The organism is Gemmatimonadaceae bacterium, assembly GCA_035533755.1.
In the GTDB taxonomy this organism is placed as follows: Bacteria; Gemmatimonadota; Gemmatimonadetes; order Gemmatimonadales; family Gemmatimonadaceae; genus JAGWRI01.
Genome location: DATLTC010000087.1, coordinates 18,384 through 31,514, shown reverse-complemented (window position 1 = coordinate 31,514; position 13,131 = coordinate 18,384). Strand labels below are relative to the sequence as shown.

General features: G+C 73.1%; 10 protein-coding genes. 5 read left to right on the top strand and 5 right to left on the bottom strand.

All coding sequences use genetic code 11. The annotated features are described in order from the left end of the window. Nucleotides 1–147 precede the first annotated feature (147 nt). Both VNE60_12055 and VNE60_12050 read left to right on the top strand, forming a co-directional pair. On the top strand, nt 148–909 hold the full coding sequence (locus VNE60_12055) for a phenylalanine 4-monooxygenase (GenBank protein HVB32254.1): 762 nt from the start codon (nt 148–150) through the stop codon (nt 907–909). 55 nt (nt 910–964) lie between these two features. After that, nucleotides 965–1,498, top strand: a complete 534-nt coding sequence (locus VNE60_12050; protein HVB32253.1) for a hypothetical protein — start codon at nt 965–967, stop codon at nt 1,496–1,498. Here the strand turns inward: VNE60_12050 and VNE60_12045 are convergent. The 4 genes from VNE60_12045 to VNE60_12030 all read right to left on the bottom strand — a co-directional run bounded on the left by VNE60_12045 (nt 1,458) and on the right by VNE60_12030 (nt 10,372). Next, complete coding sequence (locus VNE60_12045; protein ID HVB32252.1) at nt 1,458–3,683, bottom strand: DEAD/DEAH box helicase; 2,226 nt, start codon at nt 3,681–3,683, stop codon at nt 1,458–1,460. The genes VNE60_12050 and VNE60_12045 overlap by 41 nt on opposite strands. Then, nucleotides 3,680–6,889 carry a DNA methyltransferase gene (locus VNE60_12040; protein ID HVB32251.1) on the bottom strand — a complete coding sequence of 1,070 codons (3,210 nt, stop codon included), beginning with the start codon at nt 6,887–6,889 and terminating at the stop codon, nt 3,680–3,682. Before VNE60_12040 ends, VNE60_12045 begins: the two co-directional genes overlap by 4 nt. 100 nt (nt 6,890–6,989) lie before the next feature. Beyond that, nucleotides 6,990–9,107: a TonB-dependent receptor gene (locus tag VNE60_12035; GenBank protein HVB32250.1), complete on the bottom strand. Its 2,118-nt coding sequence runs from the start codon at nt 9,105–9,107 to the stop codon at nt 6,990–6,992. A gap of 86 nt (nt 9,108–9,193) precedes the next feature. Beyond that, nucleotides 9,194–10,372 (bottom strand): glycosyltransferase, encoded by a 1,179-nt coding sequence (locus VNE60_12030; GenBank protein HVB32249.1) that lies wholly within the window; start codon nt 10,370–10,372, stop codon nt 9,194–9,196. An 81-nt stretch (nt 10,373–10,453) separates the two neighbouring features. Here VNE60_12030 and VNE60_12025 point away from each other — a divergent pair, with 81 nt between their 5' ends. The 3 genes from VNE60_12025 to VNE60_12015 all read left to right on the top strand — a co-directional run bounded on the left by VNE60_12025 (nt 10,454) and on the right by VNE60_12015 (nt 12,485). Next, nucleotides 10,454–11,356, top strand: a complete 903-nt coding sequence (locus VNE60_12025) for an LD-carboxypeptidase (GenBank protein HVB32248.1) — start codon at nt 10,454–10,456, stop codon at nt 11,354–11,356. Nucleotides 11,357–11,494: 138 nt separating this feature from the next. Next, nucleotides 11,495–11,851, top strand: a complete 357-nt coding sequence (locus VNE60_12020; protein ID HVB32247.1) for a rhodanese-like domain-containing protein — start codon at nt 11,495–11,497, stop codon at nt 11,849–11,851. A gap of 19 nt (nt 11,852–11,870) precedes the next feature. Beyond that, complete coding sequence (locus VNE60_12015) at nt 11,871–12,485, top strand: CoA pyrophosphatase (protein HVB32246.1); 615 nt, start codon at nt 11,871–11,873, stop codon at nt 12,483–12,485. 15 nt (nt 12,486–12,500) lie between these two features. On the opposite strand, the gene VNE60_12010 is transcribed toward VNE60_12015, so the two are convergent. Further along, nucleotides 12,501–12,902: a VOC family protein gene (locus tag VNE60_12010; protein ID HVB32245.1), complete on the bottom strand. Its 402-nt coding sequence runs from the start codon at nt 12,900–12,902 to the stop codon at nt 12,501–12,503. Nucleotides 12,903–13,131: the final 229 nt, after the last annotated feature.

Below are 13,131 nucleotides of genomic sequence, written 5' to 3'. Positions count from 1 at the left end.
TGCGCCTATCGCTATTACTGGTATTCGACCTCTCACACGGGCCGAAGCCGGAGGCGTGGGCGTAGCTAGTCGAGCGCTGCAGCAAATCCTCAGGCGGTCCGTGTTCCACACGGGCCGCCTTTTTTATTTCACCCACGCGAGGTCAGCATGCTGGACGTCAGCCAGAAGGTGCGCATCCCGGAGCCCGAATTCATCGAGCAGCGGTGGAACGACTACACGGCCGAACAGCACGACGTCTGGGCGGTGCTCTATGGACGCCGCATGGCCGACCTGGCGCGCCATGGCAGCGAGGTGTATCTGCGCGGCGCCGAGCGCATCGGGCTCTGCCCCGACTGCGTGCCGGATCTAAGCGTGGTGAACGAGAAGCTGAGCGTGCTCACGGGGTGGAAGGCGGCCCCGGTGGCGGGCTTCCTGCCGGCGCCGGAGTTCTTTCGCTGCCTCGCCGCGCGGACCTTTCCCACCACGGTCAGCGTGCGGCCGCGCGAGCAGCTGGACTACCTGCCGGAGCCCGACATCTTCCACGACGTATTCGGCCACGTGCCGCTGCACGCGAGCCCGGCGTTTGCCGACTACCTGCAGCGGTTCGGACAGATCGCCTGCCGCGCCGAGCGCGAGGAGCAGATCCAGGGCATGGCGCGCCTGTTCTGGTTCACGGTGGAGTTCGGTCTCGTGAAGGAGGCGGGGGAGGTGAAGGTCTACGGGAGCGGGCTGATCTCGTCGCACGCCGACTCCGCCAATGCCCTGGGGCCTGGTTGCGACCGCCGGCCGTTCTCGGTGGACGCCGTGCTCGCGCAGCCGTTCGAGATCGATCGTGTGCAGGACGTGCTGTTCGTGATCGACACGTTCGGATTGCTGTTCCACGCCGCGCAGGAAGCGGCGGAGCGGCTCGGCATTCCGGCGACGGTGTGACGGCGCGCGCTGCGCCGGCCTGTCGCCGGCGCACGCGCGGTGGCATGTTCCGCGGATGAAACCATCGATCGCGGAGCTCGCGCACGCGGGCGCGCTGGCAATCGCCGGCGCGACGCTCGTCGCGGCGTGCGGCGGCTCGACTGGCAAGTCGGCCGCGGCGCGGGCCGACAGCGCCGTCCAGGCGCCGGCCGGTGAGGCGGCATTGCAGGCGCCCTGTCCGGCCGACGGCCGGTGGAAGGAGTGCAGTGTGCTGGATCGCCTGATCCGCGCCGGGCTCGGCGTGCGGCGCGATTCGGCGGCGGCCCACGAACCTGGAGTCGCCACGCCGGGGGTGCTCTACCATGTGGGCAGCGCCACGCTCGCGCTGTACTTCTTTCCCGACTCGGCGGCGCGCAAGGCGGCGGTGGCGGCGCTCGACACCACGCAATTCGTTGGCTACAACGATCCGCAGACCATCCGCGCCGAGCGGTCGCTCATCCAGTCGGCCAATCTGCTCGCGCTGCTGGACAGCCGCCGCGACGAGCAGCGCGAGCGCATCGGCGACGCGATCACGGCGGGCCCGCCGCAGCCGGTGCCGCCCAAGCGCTAGGAACGAGCACGATCAGGACGGCGATCGCGGACGGTGTGCCGTCCGCGTCGTCGCGCGCGTGCAGATCGGCGAACGTCCGCACGGCGTTGAGCCAGGCGTCGTCGGGCATCCGCGCCTCGGCCAACTCGCGCAGCACCCGTTCGGCGCCGGCGCCGAAGGTGGACGTGGCGGCGCGGCGGGCGGCGCGGGCCAACGGCAGGTAGCGGCCGCGGAGATGGCGGGGGCTGCCCGACGCGATCGCATCGATGCGGTGCAGCAGCCGGCGGCGCGCCCGCGCCGGGCCGGTCGACGCGAGCTCCACCACCGCCAGCGAGTCCCGGTCGCGCAGCCAGTCGGCGACGCGCGCCAGGGCCGCATCGACCGCGGCATCCGCCACCGGCACATCGGGCCCCGCCGCGCGGCCCGCCGCGTCGAGCACCTGATCGAGCGCGTCGCTCACGCCGCGGCCGAGGTCCGCCACCAGTTCCACGCGTCCGGGCCGCGTGAGCAGGGCGAGCATGCCGCCGCGCTCCGCGCGCACGGCGGCGACGATCGGCGCGGCCGCCGTGGCCGCGCGGTCGGGCGACCGCCAGCCGTCGAGCAGCGCCGTCACGGCGGTCTGGGCGCGCAGCATAGGCGGCGAGTGGGCGGCGATGCCGAACAGCCGCGGCATGATCGTGCCGCGCACACCCACGGCGCGTGCCGCGGCGGCGATCTTGTCGCGGAGCCGGCGCTCCATCTGCAACAGCTCCTCGGCGGGGGCCGGTGGACGGAGCGCGTAGACATGCACCTGGGCGTGGCGCGAGGCGAGGCGGCGCACGCGGCCCACCCGCTGCTCGCCCCGGGCCGGACTCCACGGCAGGTCGGCGTGCACGACGATGGCTGCCTCCTGCAGGTTGACGCCCTCGCTGAGCAGGTCGGTGGCGATGAGCATGGTGACCCGATCCGCCGGCGCGCGCTCGCGGGCGCCCGACGGCCCCAGCTGGGCGAGCAATTCGCGCCGCGAGACGGGCCCGCCGGCCACGACGCCGCCGCGCGCGGTGAGCATGGCCACGCCGCCGTACCGGCGCAGCCGCGCATACAGTGCATTGACCGTGGCCGCGAACTCGGCGAACACGATCATCGGAGCGTCCGGGTGCGCGGCGCGAATGCGCAGCAGCGCATCGGCGCGCGCGTCGTCCGGATCGGGCGCGTGGGCCAAGCGGCGCAGCAGCGCCTGCACGCCCGCGGCATGGCGTTGGGCGTCGGCGGCCAACGCCTCGGGACGTTCCACCACGTGATCGGCCGCGAGCTGCGGAAAGGCGAGTTGCAGCGCGCCGTCGGCGTAGCACCAGGCGTGGAGCTGCGCGCGCGTGGGGTACCGGCCCTCGGCGAACGCGGCGAGCAGCGCGGTGGCCTGCGCCAGGCGGCGGCGCAACGCCGCGCGGAGGGCGGCGCGGCTGGACGCCCATTGGCGCACGAGCGAGAGCGTGACGAGGGCGCCCGCGTCGCCGCCGTCCTGCACCGGCACGCCGGCCGGCAGCCCGACGATCTCGCGCAGCAGATCGACGTCGTCGCCCACGTCGATCCATCGCGTGTCGGATGCCGTGGGCAGTACGCCGGCCGGCTCGGTGTTCTCGAGATCGGCGGCATCGCGCTTGACGACATGGCGGGCCAGCTCCTCCTCGGACACGACCCAGGCGCGCTCGCCCAGAAAGAGCGCGAGCTGGGCGCGGAGATCGCCGGCGCGGTTGTGGACGGGCGTTGCCGAGAGCAGCAACACCGATGCGTCGGCGCAGAGGCTCGCCAGGCGGCGATAGCGGCGCGTGCCCGGATTGCGCGCATGGTGGGCCTCGTCGACGATCACGAAATCGGCGGCGGGCGTAGCGCCGCCGCGACTGAGCGCCTGGAACGACACGAACGTGGCGGTCGCGCCGGCCGCGGAGAGGGCCTCGCGCCACATGGCGCGCAGCGAGGCGGGGGCGACGATCACCAATCGCGCGGCGTCGCGGGCTACGGCGAGGGCCGTGTACGTCTTGCCCAGGCCCACGGCGTCGGCGAGCATGGCGCCGCGCGTGTCGGCAAGGAGGGCGCGCAGCCGGCCGGCGGCGGCGCGCTGGTGGGCGTGGAGCGTGATCGTGCCCACGGTGGCCTGGCCGTGCGCGCCGAGCCAGGCCCGGGCGATCCGGGCGCGGGCGGCGCTCGCCTCGACGCGGGAGTAGTTCACGGCGTGGTCCACGCGATGAGGGGCGCCACGGCGCGCGGTTGCAGTCCGTACGCCCGGAGCACCGCGCGCGTGAGTTCGGCCGGCGGGATGTCGTCGAGATCGAGCCGCTGTTCGAGTTCGGCGACGCGCGGCGCGAGCAGGCGCCGGGCGCGCGGCCAGTCCCGCGGCAATGGGAGCCGGGCCATGGTCCAGCCCAGATAACGACGGAAGTTGCCGCGCGCGGGCTCGGCGAGCACGTGCAGCCACGCCGCGGCGATGGACGAGTTGAGAATGGCGGCGAGCGCCCGCGCATCGTCGAGGGTGGGACATCGCGCCACGTAGCACGTATTGAGCGGCACCGCGGGGTGGCCGGTTGCGAGCACGAGGGCGCGCGGGCGACGGCCGAAGTCCGCCCAGACCACGCGCGGCGCATCGGCGGCGGCGCCTTCGGTGCGGAAGAGCGACCACCAGGCGCGCGACCGGCGGGCATCGGTGCGCGCCATGAGGCGCCGCTTCCAGTGCCTGAGCCAGTGCTCGGCGAGCGGCGGCAGCTCCGGGAGCGGTTCTCCGCGGACGTCGCAGGGCCAGACGATCTGCTCGTCGGTGGGGATGGCGCGCCATGCCGCCACGGTCTCGCCGCGCAGCATGGGGCGGAGCAGCGCGCGTTCGATCGCTCCCGTCCGGCCGTCGGCGGCGCGGATGCGCGCCACGTCGGCGTGGGCGTCGATCACGCGCACCACGAACGCCTCGTTGTATCCGCACTTCACGCCCAGCAGGGGCCGCCCGAACACGCTCCGCGCCATCGGGGTGGCATGCGTGTCCAGCCGCTGGAAGGCGCGCCGGACGTCGGGCGGGAGCAGCAGCCATGGGCTGCCCGGCGAATCGTCCAGTGCGAGGGCGGACGGTGTCTGCTCCCAGGCGTGGGTGGCGTGGCCGCGCTGCACGGCGGCGGTGAACGTGGTGGGCGGCACCGGACCGTCGGTGACGCGCCGGAGCGCGAGGATGGACGGATAGACGGCGGCATCGAACGCCGCCGGCGCGTCGGACAGATCTTCCAGGCGTGTGAGCCGCGTGCGTTCGAGGAGCAACCGCCGCACGCCGCCGCCGGCCAGCGACCGCCACAGCTTGGCCGGCAGGAGCAGGGCGAGCGCGCCGCCCGGACGCAGCAGCGCCACGCTGCGCTCGACGAACAGCGCCGAGAGATCGGCCTGGCCGGCGAATCCGGCGCTGGCATGCGCGGCCGCGGCGCCCGCGCTCCACGCCGCATGGCGGAACACGGTGTACGCGCGGCGGAGCGACGCGCGCTCCGCCGCCGGCACCCGGTGCGGCCGCACCCAGGGCGGGTTGCCGATCACCACGTGGAAGCCGCCGCGCGCGGCCACATCGGCAAAGTGCACGGAGAACGAGAAGGGGAGCGCGCCGCCGTCGGACAGCCGGCGATGCTCGCGTTGCAGCGCGGCGGCCCGGCGTCTGAGCGCCGCCAGTTCGTCGCGATCGGCGGACGAGATCCCGTGGCGCTGCCCGAACAGGTCGCGTGCGCGGCATGCGGCGAGGCGCTCCGCGCGCGCGTGGCGCGCGCCGGCGATGGAGCGTTGGAGCATCGCCAGGGCGCGGGCGCGTTCGCCGCGATCGAGCACGCGCGCGAGCGCCACCTTGCGCGTCCCGCTGGCCCGCGCGTAGCGACGGCGGAGCAGGGCGAGGTCGTGCGATCGTCCGGCCGCCGGCGCGTGGACGAAGCCCGCGCCCGAGAGCGAGTCCCCCACGCAGACGTTGCGATCGAGGTTGGGCAGCGGCTCCACCGCCATCGGGTCGTCGGGCTCGCATTCGATCACCACCGACAGCCAGAGCCGCAGTTCGCACAGCCATACGGCGATCGGATTGCGGTCCACGCCGAACAGAGAGCGGGTGACGATGTCGCGGCGCACGTCGGTGAGCGCGCGGCGATCGCCGAGGCGCGCGTGAAGTTCCGCCAGGCGGTGCAGGGCGTGGACGAGGAACGCGCCCGATCCGCAGGCGGGGTCGAGCACGGTGATGCCGGCCAGGCGCCGGCGCAGTGCATCCGCGTCGCCGTCGGGAACCACGCCCTGGGTGAGGAGCCGAGCGGCCTGGGGCTCGGGCACGTCGAGCTGGTCGAGCGCGTGGGCGAGCGCGGCATCGGTGATGCGCTCCACGAGGCGCTGCGGGGTAAAGAACGCCCCGCTGTCCTGGCGCTCGTCCGCGGCCATGAGCGACTCGAACGCATGCCCCAGCATCTCGGGGTCGATCGCGGCGTCGCTCCACGTGGCGGCATCCTCCCGGGCCGTGAAGCGATAGCGCGTGAACAGACCGCCGATCAGCGCGCCGAAGGCCTCGTCGCCGAACCGGAGATCGCGGTGGCGCCGCTCGAGCGCGGTGGGCGCGAATAGGCCGCCATTCAGGAACGGGACGCGGCCGAACGCGCGGGCGGCGGCGGCGCGGCGCGCGCGGGGCGTGTTGAGCGTGCCGAAGAAGAGCGGCAGCAGCACGCGGGCGTGGAATCCGCCGCTGCGCGCCATGCAGGCATCGAACGCATTGCCCAGAAATGCCCGGTCGTCGTCGAGCCAGCGCTTGGCTTCGAGGAAGGCGAGGAACAGCAGGCGCGAGGTGTGGAGCAGCGCCAGCGCGCGGCGCTCGGCGAGCGGAACCCTACCGGGCGCGGACCGGGCGATCGTCGCCACGCGCTGCTCCAATTCGCCGTAGAAGCGGCGGCTGAGCGCGTCGCGGCCCAACACCTCGGTCCACCGCAGGTGCAGCAGGACGTGGTCGGCGCACGCGGCGGCGGCCAGCGCGCACACCGTCTCGGCGTCGCTGTCCACGAGGTGGGCGCGGTCGGCCACGAGGCAACGCACGGCAGGCGGGCGGCGCTCCGCGGTCCACGCCGCGAGCGCCACCGTGGGCGCGCGGGCATCGGTGACGGCGAGCAGCCAGGACACGTGCGGGGCGCGCGTCTGGAGGCGGGCGGCCAGACGCGGGAGTTGGTCGCGCAACGGTGGGCCGTCGTCCAGCAGCACGAGCAGGGCGCGTGCCAGGCCGGGGCCGGCGGCAATGCGCGCGTGTCGCACCGACACCGGAAGGTTGAGTTCGGCGCGGTGCGGGGCATCGAGCGACTGCGGGGCGCCCGTGATGCCGACCGCGGCGACCAGCGCCGCGAGCGCATCGAGTGAATCCGCGGCGCAGACGAGAGCCGCCGCCGTGCGAACGGTGAGCACGCGGCCACGCTACGCGCGGCGGCGAGGGGCGCCGGCATCACGTGCTCGCGGAACGGCGCAAAATCCCGCGGGGCCGAGGGAGCCGCGCCGCGGACCGGCGCTACGGCAGCCGGCTGGCGGTGAGCGAGATCACCAGCGACCGGGGCAGCCCCGGTTCGAACGCCAGGGGCGCGCCGTTCACGTAGTCCGGATTGAGGAATGCCGAACCGATGTAGCGGCGGTTGGCCAGATTCTGCACCGACACGAACCCGCCCAGCCCCACGCCATTGGCGGTCACGAGCGGTCGCCGCGACTCCACCGTGAGGCTGAGGATGCTGTACCCGGGCACGTTCACGAGATTCGCGTCGTCGGCATAGAACGCGCCGGAGTGTTCGAGGCGCAGCGCCACGCGCAGCGCGCGGAGGCGGTGGAACTCCGCGCCCACCTCGACGTTGGCCATCACGTCGGGCACGCCCACCACTTTGTGGCCGCTGAAATTCGCCGTCGCGCCCGGCGCCCCGAGGTACGTGGAGTCCACGAGGTAGTCCAGATACCGGTTGCGCGACCAGGTGAACGCCGCGGCCCCGAACAGTCCATGCGACCCCAGCACACTGAGCCCGAGCTCGGCGCCGCGCCGCCGCGCGCGGCCCGCGGTGAGATAGAACCGCCCGCCGTTGTACGGGATGATCTCGTTGCGCACTTCGGTGTCGTACAGCGCCAGGTCGTACGAGACCCAGAGCGGCGCCAGGCGCGCGCCCACCGTCTTGAGGCCCACCTCGTAGCTCGTGGACCGGATGGGTTCGAGCAGCGGATTGATGGACGTGCCCGCGCTCCCCGGGGCGGGGTCGGTCTCGTTGCCGGCGGGCACCTCGATGCCGCCGCCGATGTTGGCGTAGATGCTCGCCGCGGGGTTCAGGAGCCAGCTGGCCCCCAGTTTGGGCGTCACGCGCCTGAACGACTTGCTGTCATTGAGCGTGGGATCGATGAAGCTCCGCGCGTAATACGTCACCTGATCCAGGCGCGCGCCCACCGACACCGCCAGCCGTTCGCGGATGGCCAGCTCGCCCTGCGCGAACAGGCCGAAGTTGTTGGCGCCCTCGCCCTTGTTGTCCCGCAGTTCGGTGCCGCGCTCGCCGTTGACGAGCGAGTAGAACAGGATCGCGCCGTCCTGGAATGCCTCGTCGACGCCGACGATGACGCGCGCCTGCGCCGCGGACGACAGCGGCACGCTCTTGCGGCCGATCAGGTTGGCGCCGACGTGGTAGCGCGTGAAGTCGCGGAAGGTGCCGCGTTCGGAGCGTTGGAGGTACTTGGGGCTCACGAAGACCATGCCCGACACCGACGCCGTGGAATCGACGTCGTGTTCCACGGTGGCGCCCAGCCGCGCGATCCGGTTGTAGCGCCGCTCGTCGCGCGAGGCATACGTGGCGTTGGCCTGTCGGGGATCGGCGGCGACCTCGGCCAGCGTGAGCGGGCCGGGAATCCGGAACAGATTGTCGGCGCCGGTGGCGTAGAACCCGACGCGGGTGTGGGGGCCCACGCGGCCCACGATGCCGGCGTTGATCAACGCGCGGCGGGCCGACGAGTGCTCGCGCCATCCGTCGAACGAGCTGTTGGTGAAGTTCACGAATGCCACGCCGTCGCCCACCGGCGCCGACGCGCGGCTGGCGTAGCGCGCCAGGCCGAACGCGCCGAACATGGGCTGCAGGTCGAACGCCGGCACCAGCGCCGACGGGACGGTGCGCACGTTGATCACGCCGCCGGCGGCATTGCCCCAGACGGCGGAGGCATTCGAGCGGATGATCTCCACGCCGTCCGCCGCGGCGAGGTCGATCTGGTCGAACGACGTGCGTCCGTCGGGCTCGGTCTCCGGGAACCCGTCGATCAGCACGCGCACGCCGCGGGACGTGCCGGCGTTGGACCGGTCGCCGGCGCCGCGCGCGCCGAATCCGCGAATCACCAGCCGGACGTCGCCGGTGCCGTAGCGCGATTGCGCGACCACGCCGGGCACCATGGTCAGCGCTTCGTCGAGTCCGAACCCGCGGAGCCCGCGCAGATCCTGGGCCGAAAGGGTGGTGATGGCGAGCGGCGTGGTGAGGATCCGCGCCGGCGCGCGGGTGGCGGTGATCGTGACGCCGCGCAGCGCGCGGATGCTGTCGCGCGCGGTGGAATCCTGCGCGGCGGCCGGGAGCGCGAGCGCCGCGACGAGCAGGGCCGCGCGCGGGCCAAGGGTTCGCATGGGGAGTTGGGCTGGGGGGAGCCTGTTCCTGTGCGGGAGCGATGCGTCTCCGGAATGCTAACGCAACGCGCACCGAGGCGGCGGCGCTACCGCGCCAGGTAGGTTCTCCCCTTCCACGCCACCCGCCGTCCCCGCGCCAGCGCGGCGCCGATGATGTACAGCACGAGCGCCAACCCCAGCGGATAGACCACGCCGTACCAGAGCGGCAGGCCGACCCGCTGATAGAAGCCACACCACCACGTCATCGTGCACGCCACGCACAGCAGCGCCCAGAGGACCACGGTCGTGGACACGAGGCCGGCCAGTCCGGCCACGAGCGCCAGCGGCGGCGCGAGACCGAACAGGGGGACGGCGAGCAGCAGGGCGGGGTAGGCCGCGCGTCCCCAGGCGCCGAACGGCGCGGCGTCGCGGCCGCCCGCGTACACGTTCTTCTCCCATCCGCGCACGATCTCGCCGAGCGACGTGTACATGCGGGTGGACAGCTGGTCCAGGCCGGTGACGAGCGCGATCCGCCGCCCGTGCGCCACGAATCGCTGGGCCAGCGCGAGGTCCTCGGCCACCCTGTCGCGCACGGCGCCGTGCCCGCCCATCGCGTGGTAGGCGTCGCGGCGCACGAAGATGCACTGGCCGTTGGCGATCACCTCGCTGGGGCGCGTGGACGTGCTCACGCGCTCGGTGCTGCCATAGCGCGCCAGCAGCATGACGAACAGCTGCGGCTGGATCACCCGCTCCCAGAACGTGCCCAGCTCCTGCGCGCCGGCCACCGACAGCAGGTCCGCGCCCCGCTCGCGCATCGCGTTCACGGCGCGCGGAATGAGGTCGGGTGCGTGCTCGGTGTCGGCGTCGGTGAAGAGCAGCACCTCGCCCGTGGCAACGGCCGCTCCGGCGGCGCAGGCCCACTGCTTGCCGAACCAGTCTGCGGGCAGCGCGGCCGGCATGATCACGCGGAGTCGCGGGTCGCGCTCGGCCATGGCGCGCGCGATCTCGCCCGTGCCGTCACTGGAGTGGTCGTCCACGACGATCACCTCCAGCTCCGGGTAGCTGCTGGCGAGCACCGAACGCGCGCAGCGCTCGATGTTGCGGGCTTCGTTGCGCGCCGGGATCACCACCGAGACGCGGGGCGCGGGGGGCGGCACGACATCGGCCCAGTCGGCGAGCGCGCGCGAGCGCCGGGCCCGGGCCACGATGACCAGTGGCGCCAGCGCCCAGGGCAGCGCGGCGAGCAGCACGCTGGCGGCGATCACGCGGGGACGATGCGCACGCACGAAAGGTGGGCGCGGCGTTGACCGGACGCGAGTGGGCGCCTACACTGCCACGCGCATGTTCGTCATCGTCCGCTGCCCCGCGTGAGGCACCCGCCGCCGCTCGGTCCCGGCGCGCGCGTGGCCCTGGTCGCGCCCTCGGGCCCGCTGGCCGGCCCCGCCGACCTCGATCGGGCCATGGCCAACGCCCGGACCATGGGATGGGAGCCGGTGCCCGGCCCGTCGGCCCTGGCGCGCGACGGGTACTTTGCCGGCACCGATCAGCAGCGGCTGGACGATCTGAACGCGGCGCTGCGCGACGACACCATCGACGGCATCTGGTGTCTGCGCGGCGGGTACGGCGCGATGCGCCTGCTCGAGGGGCTGGAATACAGCGCCCTGCGCCGCCGCCCGCGCGCGATCATGGGCTATTCCGACATCACCGCCCTTCACTCGGCCGTCGCTTCACGGTGCGAGGTCGTGACCTTCCACGCGCCCGTGGCGCGCGCCGAGCTGACGCCGTTCTCGCGCGACTCGCTGGAGCGCGCCGTGATGCGCGGCACCGACCCGTGCGGCACGGCGGCGGACGCGCGAACGTTGCGCCCCGGGCGGGCGCGCGGGCGGATCACGGGCGGCAACCTGGCGCTGCTGGCCGCGCTGGCCGGCACGGCGTTCGCGCCCAATTACGACCGGGCGATCATCGTCATCGAGGACGTGAACGAGGACGTCTATCGCATCGAGCGCATGCTGCTCACGCTGCGCCTGGGCGACGCGTTCTCCACGTGCGCCGGGATCGTCTTCGGCGCCTTCACGAACGTCCCGTCGGAGCGGCCCGACCATGGCGGCGCGCGCTCGCTCGACGCCGTGCTGCGGGAAGTGGCCGAACAGTTGCGGGTGCCGTGCATCGCGGGCGCGCCGATCGGGCACGTGGCGGATCAGTGGACGGTGCCGTTGGGCGCGCTGGGGGAACTGGATGCGGACGCGGGGCGGTTGACGATCGAGCCGTAGATCGTCAACCGGTCGCGGCGTTCATGTGTTCACGTGTTCCCGCTCTGACGCTCCAATGTTGGAGCCTGCGGACCGCCTTACCGTCGTCCGCTGCTGGAATTACCTTGCACCGTCGGGCATCCCTTCAGTCGCGACAATATGAAAACCGGTCAGGACCTGCTCAACGAAGTCAAGGCACGCATCAGCGAGACGTCGGTGGCGAGCGCCCTCGATAGCTATCGGCGGCGCGAGCACATCGTGTTCCTCGACGTGCGCGATCCCAACGAGACCAATCTCGGCCGGATCCCCAGCGCGCTGGTGATCTCGCGCGGCAACCTCGAGGCCAGGGTCGAAGCCCTGGTGCCGCGGGATGCGATGGTGATCGTGTACTGCAGCAACGGCAATCGGTCGGCGTTCGCCGCCGAGACGCTCGAGATGATGGGCTTCCGGAACGTCACGTCGCTGCGCGAAGGATTCCGCGGCTGGACGGACGCCGGCGGCGACGTGGAGGATTGAGGCGACGGGGAGCGGTGCGATGACGCGGCTCGACGCCCTGCTCGCCCACCCCGACGTGGCCCGCCTGGCCCGGGCGCTGGCGGCGCATCCGGGGCGCATCATCACCCCGGAGATCCCGGTGCGCCAGGCCGCCATCTCGGTGGTGCTGCGCATGGGCGCGTCGGCCCCCGAGGTGCTGCTCATCCGCCGCGCCGAAGCGGAGCGCGATCCGTGGAGCGGACACGTGGCCTGCCCGGGCGGGCGGATGGAGCCCGACGACGCGGACCTCGCCGCCACCGCCATCCGCGAGACCGTTGAGGAAACCGGTATCGACCTCGCCGTCCACGGGCGCCTGATCGGCACGCTCGACGACATCCATCCGCGCACGCCGGCGCTGCCGCCGATCCTCGTGCGCCCGTTCGTGGCCGCCGTGGGCGGAACGCCGCGCGTGCAGCCGAGCCGCGAGGTGGCGGCCTCCACGTGGGTCCCGTTCGGCGATCTGCTCGATCCGGCCAACTGGGGCACGGCGCCGATCACGATCCGCACGCTCGGCGTGGAGGAGCGCCCGGTGTTCCGCTACGCCGATTTCCTGGTGTGGGGGATGACGGAGTTCATGCTGCGGCAGCTCGTGGCCCGGTACCGCGACGCCGTCTGACGCCGCGGCCGCGCGTCAGCGCCGCGGCATCTCGGCCATGATCGCCACCGTGTTGTCGTCCGGGTCCTTGAAGAAGGTCATCCAGAGATCGCCGGTGGCCATCGGCGCCACGACGTGCGGCCGATCCACGAACGCCACGCCGCGGCCGGCGAGCGTCTCGTACGCCGCGTGCACGTCGTCCACGGTGAAGTAGAGGATCGAACCGGGATGGTCGTGCTCGGCGGTCTCCGGCCGCCCGAGCATCAGGCGGATGCCGCCGGCGTCGAAGAACGCGAGGTTCGGCACCGCGAACAGCAGCTTCATGCCGAGGACGTCGCGATAGAACGCGGTCGCGCGTTCGAGGTCGTGCACGGTGACGGCGATCTGGCCGATGCGCGACAGGCCGAACGCGGCGGGGGTGGGGGCGGGATCGGGCATGGCGGCCTCGGGGAGCGGATGCCGGCGGCACCTGTCGCGCGCCGGGCAACGGGTTGGTTGGACCACCAAGGTATCGCTCACGGGCGCCGCGGTCACTCTCCGGCTGCGATGCGGCGGGCCGATGGCCCGGGCGGGCTTGCGGAAAAGTTAGTTGTACCTAAATTGGCGATTAGGCTACACGCATTCTCGCCGTCCTCCATGGCCATCCCGCCCCTGACCCGTTCCGGCC

What these genes read in the sequence shown, in the direction of transcription:
- VNE60_12055 (HVB32254.1), top strand. Translation starts at nt 148, where the DNA reads ATGCTGGACGTCAGCCAGAAGGTGCGCATCCCGGAGCCCGAATTCATC.
- VNE60_12050 (HVB32253.1), top strand. Translation starts at nt 965, where the DNA reads ATGAAACCATCGATCGCGGAGCTCGCGCACGCGGGCGCGCTGGCAATC.
- VNE60_12035 (HVB32250.1), bottom strand. Translation starts at nt 9,107, where the DNA reads ATGCGAACCCTTGGCCCGCGCGCGGCCCTGCTCGTCGCGGCGCTCGCG.
- VNE60_12020 (HVB32247.1), top strand. Translation starts at nt 11,495, where the DNA reads ATGAAAACCGGTCAGGACCTGCTCAACGAAGTCAAGGCACGCATCAGC.
- VNE60_12015 (HVB32246.1), top strand. Translation starts at nt 11,871, where the DNA reads ATGACGCGGCTCGACGCCCTGCTCGCCCACCCCGACGTGGCCCGCCTG.
- VNE60_12010 (HVB32245.1), bottom strand. Translation starts at nt 12,902, where the DNA reads ATGCCCGATCCCGCCCCCACCCCCGCCGCGTTCGGCCTGTCGCGCATC.